Below are 19594 nucleotides of genomic sequence, written 5' to 3'. Positions count from 1 at the left end.
AAGCTCGAGAAGGCGCTCGGGGACATCCTCGGATTCAATCCTCCGAAGGTGCTCTTCCAGTTCCCGCTTCATCGCGGTCTCGTCGGCGGTCGTGGCGGACTGCTCCTTCATTTTCTTTCCTTGTCCTTTCCTAGCCGACCCGCGGCCGTGTCCGGCCCGTTGCCTTAGCGTCAGGGAGTCTACTTCGGAGTGGCACGTCTGGATCAATGACATTCTCGCTCATTTCCAAAGAAATGGCCGACGTCTTGCGCGAAGGCTGCAGGTAGCGGGGGTCACGAAAGCAGCCCCGCCTGGGGTCCGTCGCTCAGAAAGGGAGCCAATCAGGTCGGCTGACCCGGGGCCTTCCCCGGCCCCTCCGCCATCCACTCGGGTCTTGTGCGTCGCTGAGGCTCACGCCAGTCTTGCCAGACTGAACGTATCAGTTTAGTTTTTTGCGGATAGCCCCGGAGAGTCTCCCATGCCGCCGATGATCAGGACCGCCCTCGTGCTGGGGCTCCTTTCCGCCGTCTCGCCCTTCGCCATCGACATGTACCTGCCCGCTATGCCCGCCATCGAGTCAGAGCTCGGCGCGGGCGTGTCGGGCACCCAGGCGACGATCACCGCCTATTTTCTGTCGTTCGGATTGGCGCAGCTGATCTACGGGCCGTTGGCCGACCGCTTCGGACGGAAGCCGCCGATCTTCGCGGGGCTGGGCATCTTCCTCGTCGGCACCGTGCTCTGCGCAGTTGCGCCGGACATCCGCTTCCTGATCGGGGCGCGATTCCTGCAAGGGCTCGGCGGGGCCGCGCTGATGGTGGTGCCGCGCGCCATCATCCGCGATCTGCACACCGGCCCCGAGGCCGCGAAGCTGATGGCGATGATCATGCTCGTGATCTTCGTGTCGCCCATGCTCGCGCCGCTCGCCGGGTCGGGCGTCATCGCCATCGGCGGCTGGCGCGGGGTGTTCTGGGTCATCGCGGCCGCGTCGCTCGTCAGCCTCGCCCTGCTGGCCTTCGCGCAGCCCGAGACGCTGCGGCCCGAGAACCGCGCCGCCATCGAGCCGAGGGCGCTTCGGCGCAACGCGGGCATCCTTCTGCGCGATCCGGTCTTCATGGGCCTGACCTTCGTCGGCGGCCTCGGGATCTCGAGCTTTTTCGTGTTCCTGACCAGCGCGCCCTTCGTCTATACCGGCACCTATGGCCTCAGCCCGACCGGGTTCTCGATCGCCTTCGCAATGAACGCCATCGGCTTTTTCGCGGCCAGCCAGGCGGCAGGCCCCCTGGGCGAGAGGCTGGGGATGGAGACGGTCGTGTTCTGGGCGACGGCGGGTTTTGCGGCAGTGGCCTCCGCCCTGGTCCTCGTCGTGCTGGCGGGCGGTGGCTCGCTGCCGGTCGTCGTGGGGATGCTGTTTCTCGCGAACGCCTTTCTCGGCCTCGTCATCCCCTCGACGATGGTCATGGCGCTGGATCCGCACCCCGAGATCGCGGGGCTCGCCTCGTCACTCGGGGGCACGCTTCAGATGGTGGCCGGCGCGGTGGCGGTCACTCTGGCCTCGCCGTTCTTCGACGGGTCGGTCCTGCCGATGGTCGCGGCCATCGCGCTGTGCGGCATCAGCGCCTTCGCGGTGGCTCTTCTTGTCGACCGTAGCGGTCGGCGTCAGGCGGTCTGATCCGCCGCCGGCCTGCGCCTATTCGGCGGCCCTGAGTTCGAGCGGCGCCTCGGCCGGCGCCGAGGGGTCGGCGTCGACGTCCCACACGATCTCCGTCGCCTTCAGCTTGCGCGCCGCGCGCGCCAGGGCCCAGTCGCGGGCGTCCTGGCTGCGCGCGCCGCGCGTCAGCGCCGCGATGCCGCTCAGCAGCCACGACAGGATCGTCCAGAACCACACCCGCAGCGCAAGAAGCGACGGCGTGACCACCAGCGTCAGTACCGTCGCGATGCCGAGGCCGAAGACCACCGCCGTCGCAAGCTGCTTCCACCAAAGCGCGGTCGGGCTGTCGATCGAGTAGCCGCCGCCGATGAAGTCGAGACTGAGGCCGAACATCATGGGTGCCAGGCCCGCCATCGTCGTGATGGTTGTCAGAAGGACCGGACGAAGGCGTTCCTCGGCCGTGCGCACGATGGCGTCGAGGCGCGGCATGTAGCGCGAGAACTCCTGGTAGGTGTCGATCAGCACGATGTTGTTGTTCACCACGATCCCGGCCAGGGCCACGATCCCGGTCCCGGTCATGATGATCGAGAAGGTCTGGTCCATGACAAGCATCCCGATCAGCACGCCCGTGGTCGACAGGACGACCGCCAGAAGGACGAGGATGGCGTTGTAGAACGAGTTGAACTGCGCCAGCAGGATGATGAACATCAGCCCGAGCGCCGCCGAGAAGCCCCATTGCAGGAAGGCCTGGCTTTCCGCCTGGTCCTCCTGGTCGCCGGTCCATTCCCAGTCGATGCCGGCTGGAAGGGGGTCGGTCTCGAGCCATTCCGTCAGGGCCGCGATGCGCTCGGTCGCGTTGATCGGGACGGTGCGGAAATCGCCTGCGTCGAGGCGGTCGCTGATCTCTGCGGCCGTCACGCTGTCCTCGCGGGTCAGGATCTCGAAACGCTCGCCCGCGCCGTTCGTCACTAGCGCGCCGCCCGAACCGGCGGAATCGCCTTCGAGCGCGCGCACCGTCGCCACATGCACGAGGCTGTCCGTCTCGACCTTGAAGAGGTTCGGCGCGACACCGGCCTTGACGTCGAAGAAGCGCTTCTGGTCGACGCGGTTGATCTGGGCAAGCTGCGCCACGGGCTTGCGGGTGATGAAGTTCGACAGCGGCACCAGCCCCTCGGCGGTGCGGACCTTGAGCGTGTCGAGCGTCGAGAGGACGCGGTCCTCTTCCGGCAGGCGGACGCGGATCTCGATCTCCTCGTCCGAACTGTCGACCCGCATGGTGTCGAGGAGGAGACCGCGTGTGACAAGCTGCACCATGCCGCCGACGGTGGCGACGTCGGCGCCATAACGGCCGGCCTTCTCGACGTCGACGTCGATCTGCCAGTCGATGCCGGGCAGGGGCAGGTTGTCCTCGGTGTCGACGAGGCCCGGCGTCGTCTCGAAGGTCGCACGGGCCAGCGTCGTCGCCTCGATCAGCCGCTCCCAGTCGTCACCTTTCAGCCGCAGGTGGACGGGCTTGGCCGAGGCCGGGCCCATGGACAGGTTCAGGACCTCGTAACGGATCCCGGGCAGATCCGCGAGACGCTCCTCGATGTCGGCGAGTACGCGGTTGCCGTCCAGATCCTCGACCGTCACACCCAGCCTGTCGGCCTCGTCCGCGCGCTCTTCCCAGGGGATCAACTCGACCTGGACCTGGCCTATGGCGTCGACGGGTCCGGTCGCGCCGCCGGTGTTGGCGTTGAGACCTCCCTGACCGGCGAAGGCGAAGGCCGACTGAACGCCGGGCGTCTCGAGGATGATGTCCTCGACCTGTCCGACCAACTCGTCCTTCTCGTCGAGCGAAAGGTTTCCGCGCGCGCGAACATAGACGATGGCCTGCTCGGGTTCGGTCTCGACGAAGAATTCCACGCCGTTGTTGTGCTGGGCGAAGTAGGCGAAGGTCGAGGTGACGAAGAACAGCACGAGACCGATGGTCACGAGCGGCATCACCGGGTTGCCGGTGATGAACGCGATCAGGTGGCCGAAGGGGCTGCGGCGACGGGTCGTGTCGACGCGGCTTGCCCGCCTCTCGATCTTCGCGGCGCCAAGCGCCACGGACGACAGCATCGCGGCGAGCACGAAGCCCACGGCGCCCAGGGCGGATCCTGCCATCCCTGCACCCGGTCCGAGGAGGTAGGCCGGGTTCAGGACCTGCATCGCCATCAGGAACATCAGGTAGAGCGCGACAGGAACGAGCGCCGCCCGCAGGAGCCATGGCGTCGTGCGGGTCAGGGCCGCCGAAGCGCGCTCGAACTTGCGGCTCATCCGTCCCGCGACGCCGCCCATGACGGGCAGGTAGACCAGCGCCACGACAAGCGACGCGATGAGGACGAAGATCAATGTGATGGGCAGCATTCCCATGAACTGTCCCGCGACACCCGGCCAGAACAGCATGGGCAGGAAGGCGCAGAGCGTGGTCGCGGTCGAGGACACGACCGGCCAGAACATCCGCTTCGCCGCCTCGGTATAGGCCGCCATCGGCCCCGAGCCTTCCTGGATGCGCTTGTCTGCGTATTCGACCACGACGATCGCGCCGTCGACCAGCATCCCCACGGCGAGGATCAGGCCGAACATGACGATGTTCGAGATCGACACACCCATGAGGGCGAGGAAGGCGAAGCACAGAAGGAATGAGGTCGGGATCGCGAATCCCACGAGCAGCGCCGAGCGCGAGCCGAGGGCCGCCAGCACCACGATCATCACGAGAGCGATTGCGGTCAGGACCGAGCCTTCCAACTGGCTGACCATCGAGGCGACGGTGCGGGACTGGTCGTTCGAGACGCCGATCTCGATGGCCTCGCGCAGTTCATCGGGCCAGGTCGCGCGTTCGGCCTCGATCTCCTCGCGGATCAGGGCGGCGGTGTCGATGATGTTGAAGCCCTTCCGCTTTACGACCTGAAGCGCCACCGTCGTGTCGCCGTTGAAGCGGGCGGTGCCGGTGCGGTCCTCGAAGGTCACGCGGACGTCGGCGATCTCGCCCAGTGTCACGACGCGGTCGCCGTCTGTCTTGACCGGCAGGTCGTAGATGTCGCGCTGGTCGTCGAAGGACGAGGGGATCTTGACGGCGAAGGCGCCCGAAGCGGTCTCGACCTCGCCTGCGGCGATAAGCTGGTTGTTGTTGCGCACCACGCCGATCAGCTCTCCCGCCGTGACGTTGTAGGCTTCGAGCCGGATCGGGTCGATCACGACCTCGACCATCTCGTCGCGGTGGCCGGTCAGCGCGGCCTCGAGCACGGCGTCGAGCGACTCGAGCCGGTCCTGGAGGTCCTTCGCGACGCGCAGAAGGGTGCGCTCGGGCAGCGCGCCGGTGAGGTTCACGATGATGATCGGGAATTCCGAGAAGTTGAACTCGCTGATCGTGTATTTCTCGGCGCCTTCGGGGAACTCCGCCTCGGCGTTGTTCATGGCGTCGCGAACGTCCGCCATCGTCTTGGTCTTGTCCCAGCCGAACTCGAACTCGAGGATGACGCCGGCATAGTTTTCCGCTGCGGTGCCCTGGAGCGTCTTCAGACCGTCGAGGTCCGACAGCTCGGTCTCCATCGGCTTGACCAGAAGCTTTTCGCTGTCCTCGGCCGAGATGCCGGGGAAGGGGACGCTGACGAAGAGGGCGGGGATCTCGATGTCGGGCTCGCCTTCCTTGGGAAGCGAGGCATAGGCGAAGGCGCCCGCGAGGATCGACAGGATGATGAAGGCGATCACCATCCGCGCGCGGCTGGCGGCCCAGTCGACGATGCCGGTCATTCGGATGCGCTCCGGATGGATGCGGTGACAGGCACGCCGTCGGTGACGAACTCCTGGCCCACCACGATGACGTCGACCTGCGGCTCAAGGCCCGCGACCCAGATGCCGTCCACGGTGTCACGGATCACGGTGACGGGTGCGAAGCGTGCGACGTCGCCGTCCACCGTCCGCACACCGAGCCGGCCCTCGTCGTCGAGAGTCAGGGCGGACTGGGGCAGGAGGTGCGCGCTTTGGCCGTCGGATTGCACCGCGATCTCGGCGGTCTGGCCGTCGCGGATCGACAGGTCGGCGTTCGGGACGCGCACTTCGACGCGGAAGGTGCGCGTGGCCTCGTCGGCCGAGCGGGACAGGAAGCTGACCTGGCCGGTCACCTCGCGCCCCGTCGAGAGCCGCGCCTGAGCCATTGCGCCGACCTCGACGCGGTCGACCAGCGTCTCGGGGACGAAGCCCACCAGCTTGATCGGGTCGAGCTGGATGATCGTGGCGCAGGCGTCGCCCGGCCTGAGAAGCGCGCCAAGCTCGGCCGTGTTGCTTTCGAGGAGGCCCGGGAAAGGCGCGCGAAGCTCGAGCTTGGTAAGTTCGTTCTCGGCTGCGGCGACCGCGGCCTCGGCCGCCTGGATGCCCGACCTGGCGCCTTCGACGTTCGACGCTGCCGACTGCACGCCCGCCCGCGCGGCCTCGACGGCGGCGGTGGTCGAGGCGACGCGGGTCTCGGAAGCGAAGCCTTCCTGGCTGAGGCGGGCCGAGGCGCGGTCGTTGATCTCGGCCTCGGCCAGCGCGGCGCGGGCCTGGGCAAGACCGGCCTGGGCGGCGGGAAGGCGGCTGCGGGCCTCTTCCAGACGCGCCACGGTCTCGTCGAGCGCAATCTCGCGGGTGCCGGGGTCGAGTTCGCAAAGGACATCGCCGGCCTCGACGAAGGCGCCCTTGCGGGACGGCTCGCCCACGACGGCACCCGAGGTTTCGGCCTGCACCTCCACCTCGCGCGCGGCCTCCGTGCGGCCCCGAAGGATGACGGCTCCGTCGACCGACGTCGCAGACGAGCGCAAGGCCACGACCGAGACGGCGCGCGCTTCGTCCGCGCTTCGGGTTTCGGCGGGCGGCGCTTCGGTCTCGACCGCAACGGCATCGCTGGTTGTCGCGACACCTGCGAATTCGAGCAGGGCGGGACGCTCGAAGACAAGGAGATAGAGGCTCGCCACGACGGCGATGGCGGTGAGGATCGGGAAAAGCCGCATGTTCAATCGGGTCCTTTGGCCGGGGCGCGCGCCCCGGTCGGAGTTCGTTGTCTGGACTAGTACGCTAAACCGTTCAGTTCAGTTTAATCATGACGACGGTTTTGCGCAAGCTTTCGCACATGCAGCATTCACGCTGCTTTGCATTCCGCGATTTCAACAGATAAGAGGGCGCAACGGGTCTGGGACAACAGGGCGGGGCTTCGGTGGCCAATCAGGATTCCTTCGTGACCGAGGTGTCGGACGAGGTCCGGCGCGACAAGCTGTTCAGGCTGATGCGGCGCTATGGCTGGATCGCGATCCTCGCCGTCGTGCTTCTGGTTGCCGGGGCCGCCTTCATCGAATGGCGCAAGGCGCGCGACGCAGCTGAAGCGCAGGCGTTCGGCGACGAGATCCTTGCCGCCCTGAGCGGGGCCGACGACGCCGCGCGGGCCGAAGCGATGGCAGCGCTTCCAACGCCCGAAGAGCCGACCCGCCGCGCCATCCAGGGGCTTCTGGCGGCGTCGGCGCAGTCCGAGGCCGGCAACGCGGACGTGGCCAGGGCGTCGCTCGAGGCTCTGGCAGCCGACACGGCCGTGCCGCAGATCTATCGCGACATCGCCCTTCTGAAGTCGGTCATGGTCTCGGCCGGAACCGTCGCGCCCGCGGACCGGGTCGCAAGCCTGCAACCGCTTCTCGCCGCCGGCAACCCATTGCGGCTTCTGGCGCTCGAACAGCGCGCCTTTGCCGAGGTCGAGACGGGCGAGACGGAAGCCGCCATCGCCACGCTCCGCGGGATACTCGCGGATGCCGAGGTCACGGAAGACTTGCGCGTTCGTGCGACCCAGTTGATTGTGGCGCTCGGTGGCACGCCCGAGGCGCAGGGCTGAGCCAGGGACATGCGCGAGCGAGAAGGGTCGAGGGGCCGGGCTGTGAGGAATTTCGCGACATCGGTGGCGATGCTGGCGCTTCTGGCCGCCTGCGGCGACCAGGAGGTACTGCTGCCGGGCGAACGGCTCGACATCGCGGGTCTGCCTGACACGGGCGAGGTCGTGAACCGCAGCATCCCTGTCGCCTTGCCGCCTGCCACCGTCAACGCCGAGTGGAGCCATGTCGGCGGCAACGCCCGCCACCAGCTTTCCCATCCCGCGCTCGGACGGTCGCTCACGCGCGTGTGGAGCGCTCCGATCGGACAGGGCGCGGACCGCAGGCACCGCATCACGGCGGACCCCGTCGTCTCGTCTGGCCGGATCTTCACGATGGACAGCCGGGCCACGGTTTCGGCGCATTCGACCGGCGGGGCGGCGCTCTGGTCGCGCGACCTGACGCCACCTTCGGAGAATGCCAACGAGGCCTCGGGCGGCGGGATCGCCGCGTCGGGCGGGCGCGTCTATGTCACCACCGGCTTCGGCACGCTGACCGCCCTCGACGCCGCGTCGGGCGCCGTCGCCTGGATGCAGGACCTCGACGCCGCGGCCACGGGTGCTCCGACGGTTGCGGACGGCGTGGTCTATCTCGTCACCCGCGACGACGTGGGCTGGGCCATCGACGCGGCGAGCGGTCGCGTGCTGTGGCAGATCCTCGGCGCGACAAGCAACTCCGGCCTCGCAGGGGGGCCGTCGCCCGCCGTTGCCGACGCCCAGGTGATCTTCCCCTTCTCGTCAGGCCAGATGCTGGCCGCCGTGCGGTCGACCGGCAGCCAGACCTGGGCGGGATCGGTCGCGGGCGAACGGACGGGACGCGCCTTCAGCCGCTATGCCGACCTCTCGGGCGAGCCCGTCGTTTCGGGCGGCACCGTCTATGCCGCGAGCCACGCGGGGCGCGCGGCGGCCTTCGACGTCGAGACGGGTCTGCCGCTCTGGCAGGCGAACGAAGGCGCGATGAACCCGCCCGTCGTCGTCGGCGGCTCGATGTTCATGGTGACGGACGAGAACCGGCTGGCGCGGCTCGACGCCTCGACCGGTGAGACGGTCTGGATTGTCGACCTGCCGTTTTACCGCAGGCCTCGCCTGTCGCGGCGCGAGACGGCCTATGTCCATTTTGGACCCGTCCTCGCCGGCGGACGGCTGATCGTTGCGTCGGACGACGGGCTTCTGCGCGAGTTCGATCCGGCCTCGGGCGCCCTTCTGGGAACCCGCGATCTGCCCGGCAGCGTCGTGCGCAACCCGGTCGTTGCGGGTGGGACGCTGTATCTCGTGACCGAGAACGGGGAACTCCACGCTTTCCGCTAGGCGGGCGCTCTGCTAAGGACGCCGCCTGACGTCACAAAGGGGCCGACATGAGCTTCACCCTCGCCATCGTGGGTCGCCCGAACGTGGGCAAGTCCACGCTGTTCAATCGTCTGGTCGGCAAACGGCTGGCGCTGGTCGACGACCAGCCCGGCGTGACGCGCGACCTGCGCGAGGGCGAGGCGCGCCTGGGAGAGCTGCGCTTCACCGTCATCGACACGGCGGGACTGGAAGAGGCGACGGACGAAAGCCTTCAGGGCCGGATGCGCAAGCTGACCGAGCGCGCGGTCGAGATGGCCGACGCCTGCCTCTTCATGATCGACGCCCGCGCGGGCGTGCTGCCCGCCGACGAGATCTTCGCCGACATCCTGCGCCGCAAGTCCGCACAGGTGATCCTTGGCGCCAACAAGGCCGAGGGTCGCGCAGGAGAGGGCGGCTACGTCGAAGCGTGGTCCCTCGGTCTGGGCGACCCGATCGCCCTTTCCGCCGAGCACGGCGAGGGGATGTTCGACCTCCTTCAGGTGCTGCGCCCGCTGGTCGAGGCGAAGGGGGCCGAGGCGGCGATCATCGAGGAGGCGGCGCCCGAAACGGACGTCGACGTCAACGAGGACGACGAGGCCGACACCTCGGTCCGTATGCCCACCGCCGACCGGCCGATGCAGATCGCCGTCGTGGGCCGTCCGAACGCGGGCAAGTCGACCCTCATCAACAAGCTTCTGGGCGAGGATCGCCTGCTGACCGGCCCCGAGGCAGGGATCACGCGCGACGCCATCTCGCTGCCCTTCGACTGGGAGGGGATGCCGGTCCGCATCTTCGACACCGCCGGGATGCGCAAGAAGGCCAAGGTTCAGGAGAAGCTTGAAAGGCTTTCGGTCGCCGACGGTCTGCGCGCGGTGAAGTTCGCCGAGGTCGTTGTCGTCCTTCTCGACGCGGCGATCCCCTTCGAGCAGCAGGATCTGCGCATCGCCGATCTTGCCGAACGCGAGGGGCGGGCCGTTGTCGTCGCCGTCAACAAGTGGGACGTCGAGGATCACAAGCAGGAGAAACTGAAGGAGCTGAAAGAGAGCTTCGAGCGCCTTCTGCCCCAGCTTCGCGGCGCGCCGCTTGTGACCGTCTCGGCCAAGACCGGCCGCGGTCTCGACCGCCTGCGCGAGGCCGTCGAGCGCGCCTATACCGTCTGGAATCGCCGCGTGACGACCGCGCAACTGAACCGCTGGCTTACGGGGATGCTCGAGTCCCATCCGCCGCCCGCGCCGGGCGGACGCCGCATCCGGCTGCGCTATGCCACGCAGGTCAAGACACGGCCGCCCGGCTTCGTCGTCATGTGCTCGTATCCCGACAAGCTGCCCGAGAGCTACAAGCGCTATCTCGTCAACGGCCTTCGCGACGCCTTCGACATGCCGGGGACGCCCATTCGGCTGCACTTCCGGGGTCAGGGCGACAAGAACCCCTACAAGGACAGGAAGAAGTCCAAGCCGTCCCGGCTGCGCAAGCACCTCGGCAAACCCTCCCCGAAGGAGTGATTGCGTGCGGAGGATCGCCGCTGCCTTCCTGATCTTCGTCGCCATCGTCGCCGCCGGGTTCGTGATGACCCGCGACAGGGGCGAGGACGCGGCCTATGCCGAGGCCGAGGCGCGCATCGCCCAGGGTGCAAGGGAGCGCGTGCGCGTCCTGTCGCTTCAGGGGCTGGATGCGCTGGAAAAGATCCCGCCCTCCATCTCAGATCTCGACCGCCTGGCGCAACTCAGCCTGAGGGGCACACGGGTATCGGACCTCGCGCCGCTTGCCGCCGTCCCGTCGCTGCGGGTCCTGTCGCTTCGCGACACGCGGACGGGAGACCTTGCGCCGCTCGAAGCGCTGCCCGACCTCGAGATCCTCGACCTCGCCGGTTCCTGGGTGTGGGACCTCGGCTCCCTCTCGCGGATGCCTTCGCTCGAGCGGCTGGATCTGGGCGGGACGATGATCCTGTCCCTGGAGCCCGCGGTTCAGGCGGAGCGGCTGAAGTGGATAAACCTGCACGGGGCTCAGGCACGCGATGGCTCGGGTGAACATTTCATGTCGCTTCTGACCAAGGGGGTCGCCCTCAACAACGGTCGCACGTTCCGCGAGGACCGAGCCTCGACATGGGTCGGTCGACAGGCAAGGCGGCTTGGCCGGCTGACGGCAAGGCTCTCACCCTCCGACTGACGCTCCGCAGGCGCCGTTCCGCGCGACTCGGGTCTGCGGCTGCGCGCCGTCCCGCCCGCGACTGACCGCGCGGGACGGGCGGCGCACCTCCGCCGCACGGCAGGAGCCTCCGGGGCGTCTTTCGGCTCAGGTCAGGCTGCGCGAGCCCACCCCATTGCGCGGCGGCTGAGGATGACCTTACCTCACACTCGAAGCTTCTCAACGAGGCTCGGGCCCCTGCCTCCGTCAGAATAGATGGAGATGAAGATGACGAAGATCTGGACTGTTCTCGCCGCCGCCCTTCTCGGGCTCGGCGCGACCGCCGCCACCGCTGCCGATGTCACCGACACGGACGGAGACGGCATGTATTCGATGGAAGAAATTCAGGCCGCATATCCGGACCTGACCGAAGAGGTGTTCGCGACGATCGACGCCAACGCGGACGGTATGGTCGACGCGGACGAACTGGCGGCCGCCGAAACGGCCGGCACCCTGGTCGCGGGCTAAGGTCCTCCATGGTCGGCTCCGGTGCCTTTCACCGGGGCCGACACGCGGCGCGGCGGGGACGGCTTTCGTCTCCGCCGCGTTTCGATCAGGCCACCGCCAGTTTCGGTGAAGGTCGAATGACGGCGCGCACGGCGAGGACCAGCATCAGCACAGCGCCGACCGCCGCCAGCCCGGCCACGAGTGTGGATTTGTCCGACGCATCGACCGTCAGCCCGACAAGCGCCCATCCGATGGCGAGCGCGACCTCGGGCACGGCGAGCCGCGCCATCAGCCAGATGCCAAGCACCAGCGCGAGGACGAGGGCGATCACCGCCCATGTCACTTCGTCGAACCACACACCCCATCCTGCGCCGACAAGTGCGATCGAGATCGATGCCGCCGCCGTCAGCCAGCCGGCGAAAAGGCCCACGGGCCCCCTGACCATCCAGCGATGCGACGCCGGGGCGCGGAACAGCGCGCCCACCGCCCCGATCCACATGATCCAGATAAGAAGCGTCGCCCAGATCGCGCTTTCGAGGGCGACGAAAAGCCAGGCGGCCCCGACCACCAGCGCCACAAGGAGCCACGGCCGGTGCGGCCAGAAGGTCGGCGTATCCACGTGGAAGATGGCCGCGCCCAGCGTCGTGACGACGAGCCACAGGTAGATCAAGCCCCAGATCGAGAAGGTCCAGCCCTCGGGCTGCGCCACGGGGTCGGGCAGGGGGTTCGGAAAAGCTCGCGGATCGAACCCACCGAACGAGACGGCAAAGGGGACGAGGGCGAAGGCGAGTGCGGCCGCGAAGACGGCCCATGCGATGAGGCGTTCCATGCCCCCTGAAACCGCCGGGACGCCCGGCGGTTCCTTGCCCCTTGCTCAGGCGAGCCGGCCGTCCGGCGCAATGCGGGTCTTGCCGCCCAGCCAGGGGTGCAGCCCTTCGGGCAGGATGACGCCGCCATCCTCGGTCTGGCCGTTCTCCAGCACCGCGATCAGGCAGCGGCCGACGGCCAGGCCGGAGCCGTTCAGCGTGTGGACGAACTGGGGCTTGCCGTCCGCGTCGCGAACCCGCGCGTTCATCCGCCGCGCCTGGAAGTCGCCGCAGGTCGAAACCGACGAGATTTCGCGGTAGGTGTCCTGCCCCGGCAGCCAGACCTCGATGTCGTAGGTCCTGCGCGCGCCGAAGCCCATGTCGCCAGTGCAGAGGACGACGGTGCGATAGGCAAGCCCCAGGCGCTCGAGGATCGCCTCGGCACAGCCGCGCATCCGGGCGTGTTCGTCCTCGGACGTTTCAGGCGTGCAGATCGTCACCATCTCGACCTTCTCGAACTGGTGCTGCCGCAGCATCCCCGCCGTGTCCTTGCCCGCGCTTCCCGCCTCGGAGCGGAAGCACTGGGTATGGGCGGTCATGCGGATCGGCAGGCGGTCGGCATCGACGAAGCTGTCGCGGACCGTGTTGGTCAGCGTGACCTCGGACGTCGGGATCAGCCACATGCCCTCGCGAGTCTGATAACTGTCTTCGGCGAACTTGGGCAGTTGGTTCGTGCCCACCATGGCCTCGTCACGGACGAGGACGGGGGTCATCGTCTCGGTCAGACCATGCTCGGTCGTGTGGATGTCGAGCATCATCTGGGCCAGTGCGCGGTGAACCCGCGCCACCGCTCCGCGGAGGAGGACGAAGCGGCTGCCCGACAGCTTGGCTGCCGTCTCGAAGTCCATGCCGGGCTTCACCCCGGCGATGTCATAGTGCTCCTTTGGGGCGAAGTCGAAGGTCGGCACCTCGCCCCACTTATGGACCTCGACGTTCTCCGTCTCATCGCGGCCGTCCGGCACATCCGGGTAAGGCAGGTTCGGCAGGCCGAGGAGGATGTCGCGCAGACGCTCGTCCTCGACGCGCGCCTCGTCCTCGAGCCGCGCGATCTCGTCCTTCTTGTCGGCCACGAGGGCACGAAGGCGGTCGAATTCCGCGTTGTCGCCTCGGGCCTTCGCCGCGCCGACGTCCTTCGAGGCCGCGTTGCGGTCGGCCTGCGCGGTCTCGGCGGCGGTGATCTTCGCCCGCCGCGCCTCGTCGATGGCAAGGATCTCCGACGACACCCCCGACAGCCCCCGCCGCGCCATGGCGGCGTCGAAGGCCTGGGGGTTCTCGCGGATGGCGCGGATGTCGTGCATCGGGGTCTCCTGTCGCAAGTCGCGCGTTCTATCGCCCATTTCGGGCCGCGAGGAAAGGCGTCCGTCACGGCGCTTGCGCCCGTGGGGCGGCTTGCCATAGGCTGAAGGCAACCAGAGATCGGAGGGCGACATGCCGCCCAAGCGTCCTAGGGGCGCCGACCCTCTCCCGCTTGCGGTAGAAGAGGGCGGGCCCGACAAGGCCGATCCAGCAGAGCTCTACGCCGCGCTGGACCTCGGAACGAATTCCTGCCGAATGCTCATCGCTCAGCCGAAGGGCAACCAGTTCCATGTGGTCGACAGCTTCTCGAAGTCCGTCCAGCTTGGCCAGGGGCTCGAAGCGACCGGGCGGCTGTCGCGCGCCGCGATGCACCGCACAGCGCAGGCGCTGAAGATCTGCCGCTCGAAGATCGACAAATACGATGTCGACCGGATGCGGCTTGTCGCGACCGAGGCTTGCCGGCGGGCGACCAACGGCTCCGATTTCCTCGATTCCGTCTACCGCGAGACGGGCCTCAGGCTCGAGGTCATCAAGCCCGAGGAAGAGGCGCGGCTTGCCGTCATCTCCTGCGCTCCGCTGGTATCGTCGCGGACCGAGCAGCTTCTGGTGGTCGACATCGGCGGGGGTTCGACAGAGCTCGTGTGGATCGACATCAGCCGGGTCCCGCGGGTCGAGAGGCCGCGCGCGCTGATGCGCCTCAATACCGGTTTCGCGCCCGATCCCAACTCGCCCTTTCCGGCGGCGCGGGTGGTGGACTGGATTTCGGTGCCCCTGGGCGTGGCGACGCTGCGCGACCAGTTCGACGACGTCGAGAACGACGCCGCGCGGTTCGCGCTGATGAGCTGGTATTTCGAGGAAAACCTCTCGGAATTCAGCCCCTACGAGGCGGAGCAGACGCGGGAGGGGTTCCAGATCATCGGCACCTCGGGGACGGTGACGACGGTGGCGGCAAGCCACCTGGGCCTCAGGCGCTATGACCGATCCAAGGTCGACGGGCTGCGCATGACCTCGGACCAGATCGACAAGGTTATCCGCCAGTATCTCGAGCTGGGACCAGAAGGCCGCAGGATCGACCCGCGGATCGGCAAGGACCGGCATGCGCTCATCATGTCCGGCGCGGCGATCCTCCAGGCGCTACTGCGGGTCTGGCCGACCGACCGACTGACGGTGGCGGATCGCGGTCTGCGCGAGGGGCTTCTCTACGCCCAGATGTCGGCGGACGGGGTTCTGGAAGACGCGGCCTTCTGAAGGCTGGCCGTCCAAATGAAAAGGGCCGGCGCGAGGCCGGCCCTTCGTCGTTTGACGTGTAACCGTCTATTCCTGGTTGCCCATGAAGTAGAGCAGGAACTGGAACATGTTGATGAAGTCGAGGTACAGCGCCAGGGCGCCGTGAATCGCCGACTTGTCCAGCCAGTCCTGGTCCATCGCCTGGGCGTGGGCCACGTACATCGTCTTGATGTTCTGCGTGTCGTAAGCCGTGAGGGCCGCGAACAGCAGGACACCGATGCCCGAGATCGCGAACATCATCGCGGGCGATTGCAGGAACAGGTTGATGACCATGGCGACGATCAGGCCGATGACGCCCATGATCAGGAACGAACCGATGCCCGAGATGTCGCGCTTGGTTGTATAACCCCAGATCGACAGTCCCGCGAAGGCGATCGCCGTCACGAGGAACGTCTGCACGATCGAGAAGTCCGTGTAGACAAGGAAGATCGAGCTGAAGCTGATGCCGATCATCGCCGCGAAGGCGTAGAAGGCAACCTGCGCGGTACCCGACGAGGCGCGCTCGAGGATGCGGTTCCAGCCGAAGAAGATGAAGGCGAGCGGAGCGAGCATCACGACCCAGCGAAGCGGCGAGGCATAGAGCGCCTGGCCGAGGCCGGTGAGATATTCGCCGTCACGAAGCATGATGCCGGTGGCCGAGGGATCGGAGGTGACGGCAAGTCCGGCGATGGCCCATGCGGCCGCAGCCGTGATGAGCATGCCGACGGACATCGTGCCGTAGACCTTGTTCATGTGGGCGCGGAGGCCCTCATCGATCGCGGCCGTCCGTACACCTGTCGTAGCGGTGCCGCGGATGGTCTCGTATTCAGCCATGTGGTTGTGCTCCCCAAAGGATCTGGTCGGTGCCGGATCGGGAAACCCGTCCGTCCCTGCGCATATTGGCAGAGACGGACATGATTTCAACCGCCACGGTTCCGGGAACAGACTGTTTTTCAGGGGTGTGACCGCCGGTCGCGCCTCAGCGCGTCCAGCGTTCGGGCGCATCCCAGGCAGCGCGGCGCGATTCAGCGCGGGCGGCGCTGCGCGTGACGCCGATATCGGACAGACGCGACGCATCCATCTGCGCGAGCGCGCGGCGCTCGTTATAGATCGAATGAAGCGTCAGAAGACGGTCGAGCACACCGAGGCGGGCCGTCAGAATAACGGGGAAGAGGGCGGAGCGGGGGGTGTGGGTCATTGTCGTCATGTGTCTATGTCCTGTTGTCGAGCGTGGGTGCGTCGAGATCCTTTCATCATCGTGCTTGATGGATATGGGCCCTCCTGATACATTTTGAAAACGAATTCTTCTGATCCCATTCATCACGGAGAGTGATATGCCTCGGAACCTCGACCTGACTGCCGTCCGCTCGTTCGTGGCCGTGGCCGACACAGGCGGCGTCACCAAGGCTTCGGCGGTCCTGAACCTGACCCAGTCCGCGGTGTCTATGCAGCTCAAGCGGCTCGAGGAAAGCCTCGACCAGCAGCTTCTCGACCGGACAGGGCGGGGCGTCGGGCTGACCACGGCGGGCGAGCAGCTTCTGAGTTACGGGCGCAAGATCCTCGCCCTGAACGACGAGGTGATGAACCGGATGACCGATGTGGCTTACGAGGGCACGCTGGTCCTCGGCGTCCCGAGCGACATCGTCTATCCCGCGATCCCGCCGGTCCTGCGCTTCTTCCACGTCGAGCATCCGAGGATGAAGGTCCAGCTTCTGTCGTCGTACACGCTGCGCTTGAAGGAGATGTTCGCACGGGGCGAATGCGACCTGATCCTGACGACCGAGGATCACTGCGACCCGGGCGGCGAGACGCTGACCGAGAAGCCGCTTCTGTGGTACGGTGCCAAGGATGGCGTGGCATGGCAGCGTCGACCCCTGCCGCTGGCGTCGCAGCCGAAGTGCCAGTTCCGCAAGGGCATGATCGCATCACTCGACCGCGCTGGCGTGCCGTGGGAGATGAGCATCGATTCCGACAGTTCGCGTACCGTCGAGGCGACCGTCGTCGCGGATCTCGCCGTGACCGCGCAGCTTGCCGGCGCGGTGCCGCAGTTGTTCCAAGTGTCGCATGGGGGCGCCTTGCCCGATCTCGGGACACGGAAGATAAACTTCTACGTGGCCTCACAGGGTCGCAGCGAGGTGCTGGAGGATCTGGTCGGTCTCGTCCGGCGGTCGTTCATGGCCCCGCAACTTGCGGCTACGGGGTAAGCACGACCTTTCCCGTCGCCTCGCGTCGGCGCAGAAGATCGAGACCGTCGTTCGCCTGCGCCATCGGAAGGACCTGGCTGGTGTGGGGACGGATCCTGCCTTCGGAGTGCCAGCGCGTCAGTTGCGCCAGGCTGTCTGTCAGGACACCCGGAGCGAAGGCGCGGTAGCCGCCCCAGTAGAAGCCGATCACATCGACGTTCTTCACCAGGAGGTGGTTCGGACGGAGCGAGGGCAGGTCGCCGGATGCGAAGCCGATGATGATATACCGCCCCTCGGGCGCCAGCGCGCGCAACGCGGCCTCGCCCGCAGCGCCTCCGACAGGGTCGTAGACGACGTCGATCCGACCTTCGGTCTTCAGCGCCCCGCGCAGATCGGGCGTATCCGCATCGATGGCGACATCCGCACCCGCGCGCAGTGCCGCCTCGCGCTTGGCCTCCCCACGCGCTACGGCCACGACGCGGGCGCCAAGGGCCTTGCCGATCTCGACCGCCGTCAGCCCGACGCCACCGGCCGCTCCGAGAACGACAAGAGTTTCGCCCGCAGCCAGGCGCGCCCGGCGTGTCAGTGCCAGGTGAGAGGTGCCATAGGCGATCGGGAAAGCGGCGGCCGTGATGTCGTCCATCGTGTCCGGCACTGGGAAGCAGCGATCCTCGGACACGACAACGAATTCCGCCAGCCCGCCATGCCCACAGAAGGATGCGATTCGCTCGCCCGTCCGAAATCTGCCCGATTCCTCGCCAACGGCGTCAACAAGTCCGCATACTTCCATGCCGGGAACGAAGGGGCAGGGCGGCGTCTCTTGATAGGTCCCGTCGATCATCAAGGTGTCGGCAAAATTCAGCGCAGCGGCCTTTACCTTGATCCGCACCTGCCCAGCACCGGGTTCCGGACGGTCGACGACGCCCCAAGTCGGCGTGGCGCCTAGAGATTCTACAACCAGTGCGTGCATGGAATGGATCATGGCCCGTCCTAACACCTGTTGCCGAAATTTTACAAACGTGATCCGTAACACACCAGACGTTGCGTCATGCGTCATGATTGTATTAGTGTCCGACGCATACTTCGCAGGGTTGAGTCATAATCTTTCCGAGGTCGGAATTGGGCGGACGGCCGGTTCCCGAGACAAGGCCTAACCAAAAAGACAGCTATTCAGTTGTCTGCATTAGACGCATACCTGTAAAGGTTGCAGAGGGAGCCACGCTATGAAGCACCCAGTTGATGTCCACGTCGGCAAGCGGATACGGCATCGTCGCTGGCTGGTGGGCATGACCCAACAGCAGTTGGCCGAGAAGGTCGGCATCAAGTTCCAGCAGATCCAGAAGTACGAGACCGGGATGAACCGCGTCTCTGCCTCCCGGCTCTGGGACATCGCCGCCGCTCTTTCCGTACCGGTGAGCTTCTTCTTCGAGGGCCTCTCGGACGCGAACAACGTCGCCGAGGCCGACTATCAGTCCGACGTGCCTGTCGACATCCTGAAGGACAAGGAGGCGCTGGAACTCGTGAGGTCGTACTACGCGATCCCGGAAACGCAGCGCCGCCGCCTGTTCGAACTGGCCCGGGTGCTCTCCGACGTCGCTTAGCCGACCTGAGGATCCGTCGCTGGATCCTTGACGGTCGCGTGCGCTCTGCTAGGCCGGTCTCCAGCGAAGGGTGGGGAGCCAGCCGGTGACTTCAACGGACATCGACGCGTCACGGCTCTGGGCTGTCGCCGACCGCCTGGCCGATGCCGCGCGCGTAGAGACCCTTCGTCATTTTCGAAGCCGTGGCCTAGCGGCTGAAAGCAAACGCGCCGACTTCGATCCCGTCACTGTCGCGGACCGAAGCGCCGAGGCCGCGATGCGCGCGATCCTGGCGGAGGCGAGGCCGGACGACGCCGTCCTGGGCGAGGAGCACGGCGCGACAGCAGGGACCAGCGGCTTGACCTGGGTTCTCGATCCCATCGACGGTACGCGCGGTTACATCAGCGGAACACCGACCTGGGGCGTCCTCGTCTCGGTGGCGGATGCGGATGGCCCCCTTCTGGGCCTGATCGACCAGCCCTACATCGGGGAGCGGTTCAGGGGCGGGCTTGGCCGTGCCAGCGTCGAGGGGCCGATGGGCGAAGCGCGGCTCGGCGTGCGCCCCACCCGGACCCTTGCGGAGGCCACGCTCTTCACCACCTTTCCGGAGGTCGGGAGCCCTGAGGAGGGCGCCGCATTCCGGCGCGTCGCTTCCGAGGTCCGGCTGACGCGCTATGGCTGCGACTGCTATGCCTACGCGCTTCTCGCGGCGGGGCAGATCGACCTCGTGATCGAGGCCGGACTGCAGCCCTATGACGTGCAGGCCCCGATCGCGGTGATCGAGGCGGCAGGCGGGATCGTGACCGACTGGACCGGCGGTCGCGCCGATGGAGGCGGCCGCATCCTCGCCGCCGCGACGCCCGAAATCCACGCCGCCGCCATGGAGCGTCTTGCTTGGGTGTGACTGT

General features: G+C 67.2%; 17 protein-coding genes. 10 read left to right on the top strand and 7 right to left on the bottom strand.

The annotated features are described in order from the left end of the window. The first annotated feature begins 457 nt into the window (after window positions 1–457). On the top strand, window positions 458–1648 hold the full coding sequence (locus C8D95_RS09905) for a multidrug effflux MFS transporter (RefSeq protein WP_338143062.1): 1191 nt from the start codon (window positions 458–460) through the stop codon (window positions 1646–1648). A gap of 18 nt (window positions 1649–1666) precedes the next feature. Here the strand turns inward: C8D95_RS09905 and C8D95_RS09900 are convergent, their stop codons facing one another. Together C8D95_RS09900 and C8D95_RS09895 are read right to left on the bottom strand one after the other, a co-directional pair. Continuing rightward, complete coding sequence (locus C8D95_RS09900) at window positions 1667–5404, bottom strand: efflux RND transporter permease subunit (RefSeq protein ID WP_109759001.1); 3738 nt, start codon at window positions 5402–5404, stop codon at window positions 1667–1669. Next, window positions 5401–6639: an efflux RND transporter periplasmic adaptor subunit gene (locus C8D95_RS09895; RefSeq protein ID WP_109759000.1), complete on the bottom strand. Its 1239-nt coding sequence runs from the start codon at window positions 6637–6639 to the stop codon at window positions 5401–5403. Before C8D95_RS09895 ends, C8D95_RS09900 begins: the two co-directional genes overlap by 4 nt. Window positions 6640–6842: 203 nt before the next feature. Here C8D95_RS09895 and C8D95_RS09890 point away from each other — a divergent pair, with 203 nt between their 5' ends. The 5 genes from C8D95_RS09890 (at window position 6843) to C8D95_RS09870 (ending at window position 11516) form a co-directional block, all read left to right on the top strand. Next, window positions 6843–7505, top strand: a complete 663-nt coding sequence (locus C8D95_RS09890; RefSeq protein ID WP_109758999.1) for a hypothetical protein — start codon at window positions 6843–6845, stop codon at window positions 7503–7505. Between the two features lie 9 nt (window positions 7506–7514). Beyond that, window positions 7515–8846, top strand: coding sequence for a PQQ-like beta-propeller repeat protein (locus tag C8D95_RS09885; RefSeq protein ID WP_109758998.1), 1332 nt, complete (start codon window positions 7515–7517; stop codon window positions 8844–8846). 47 nt (window positions 8847–8893) lie between these two features. Continuing rightward, window positions 8894–10366: a ribosome biogenesis GTPase Der gene (der, locus tag C8D95_RS09880; RefSeq protein WP_109758997.1), complete on the top strand. Its 1473-nt coding sequence runs from the start codon at window positions 8894–8896 to the stop codon at window positions 10364–10366. Between the two features lie 4 nt (window positions 10367–10370). Further along, entirely contained in the window at window positions 10371–11030 is a 660-nt protein-coding gene (locus C8D95_RS09875; RefSeq protein WP_109758996.1) for a leucine-rich repeat domain-containing protein, read from the top strand. Between the two features lie 246 nt (window positions 11031–11276). Further along, window positions 11277–11516, top strand: coding sequence for a calcium-binding protein (locus C8D95_RS09870; protein ID WP_109759031.1), 240 nt, complete (start codon window positions 11277–11279; stop codon window positions 11514–11516). Window positions 11517–11601: 85 nt separating this feature from the next. Here the strand turns inward: C8D95_RS09870 and C8D95_RS09865 are convergent, their stop codons facing one another. Together C8D95_RS09865 and serS are read right to left on the bottom strand one after the other, a co-directional pair. Next, window positions 11602–12324, bottom strand: coding sequence for a hypothetical protein (locus C8D95_RS09865; RefSeq protein ID WP_109758995.1), 723 nt, complete (start codon window positions 12322–12324; stop codon window positions 11602–11604). Window positions 12325–12369: 45 nt separating this feature from the next. Continuing rightward, window positions 12370–13659, bottom strand: coding sequence for a serine--tRNA ligase (gene serS, locus C8D95_RS09860; RefSeq protein ID WP_109758994.1), 1290 nt, complete (start codon window positions 13657–13659; stop codon window positions 12370–12372). Window positions 13660–13789: 130 nt separating this feature from the next. Here serS and C8D95_RS09855 point away from each other — a divergent pair, with 130 nt between their 5' ends. Continuing rightward, on the top strand, window positions 13790–14905 hold the full coding sequence (locus tag C8D95_RS09855; protein WP_109758993.1) for a Ppx/GppA phosphatase family protein: 1116 nt from the start codon (window positions 13790–13792) through the stop codon (window positions 14903–14905). A gap of 66 nt (window positions 14906–14971) precedes the next feature. On the opposite strand, the gene C8D95_RS09850 is transcribed toward C8D95_RS09855, so the two are convergent. Together C8D95_RS09850 and C8D95_RS09845 are read right to left on the bottom strand one after the other, a co-directional pair. Continuing rightward, complete coding sequence (locus tag C8D95_RS09850; RefSeq protein ID WP_109758992.1) at window positions 14972–15757, bottom strand: Bax inhibitor-1/YccA family protein; 786 nt, start codon at window positions 15755–15757, stop codon at window positions 14972–14974. A 145-nt stretch (window positions 15758–15902) separates the two neighbouring features. Continuing rightward, window positions 15903–16130 carry a YjiS-like domain-containing protein gene (locus C8D95_RS09845; RefSeq protein ID WP_109758991.1) on the bottom strand — a complete coding sequence of 76 codons (228 nt, stop codon included), beginning with the start codon at window positions 16128–16130 and terminating at the stop codon, window positions 15903–15905. A 127-nt stretch (window positions 16131–16257) separates the two neighbouring features. On the opposite strand from C8D95_RS09845, the gene C8D95_RS09840 reads away from it, so the two are divergent. Continuing rightward, window positions 16258–17127: a LysR family transcriptional regulator gene (locus tag C8D95_RS09840; RefSeq protein ID WP_109758990.1), complete on the top strand. Its 870-nt coding sequence runs from the start codon at window positions 16258–16260 to the stop codon at window positions 17125–17127. Here the strand turns inward: C8D95_RS09840 and C8D95_RS09835 are convergent. Then, entirely contained in the window at window positions 17117–18076 is a 960-nt protein-coding gene (locus tag C8D95_RS09835; RefSeq protein ID WP_109759030.1) for an NADPH:quinone oxidoreductase family protein, read from the bottom strand. The genes C8D95_RS09840 and C8D95_RS09835 overlap by 11 nt on opposite strands. A 253-nt stretch (window positions 18077–18329) precedes the next feature. On the opposite strand from C8D95_RS09835, the gene C8D95_RS09830 reads away from it, so the two are divergent. Beyond that, window positions 18330–18707, top strand: coding sequence for a helix-turn-helix domain-containing protein (locus tag C8D95_RS09830; protein ID WP_109758989.1), 378 nt, complete (start codon window positions 18330–18332; stop codon window positions 18705–18707). A gap of 85 nt (window positions 18708–18792) precedes the next feature. Beyond that, complete coding sequence (gene hisN / locus C8D95_RS09825; RefSeq protein ID WP_109758988.1) at window positions 18793–19590, top strand: histidinol-phosphatase; 798 nt, start codon at window positions 18793–18795, stop codon at window positions 19588–19590. Window positions 19591–19594: the final 4 nt, after the last annotated feature.

Origin of the sequence: Silicimonas algicola (genome assembly GCF_003148765.1) — a bacterium.
Lineage (GTDB): Bacteria > Pseudomonadota > Alphaproteobacteria > Rhodobacterales > Rhodobacteraceae > Silicimonas > Silicimonas algicola.
Note: the sequence above shows the minus strand (reverse complement) of the source record. Positions and strands in the feature narration are given on the sequence as shown.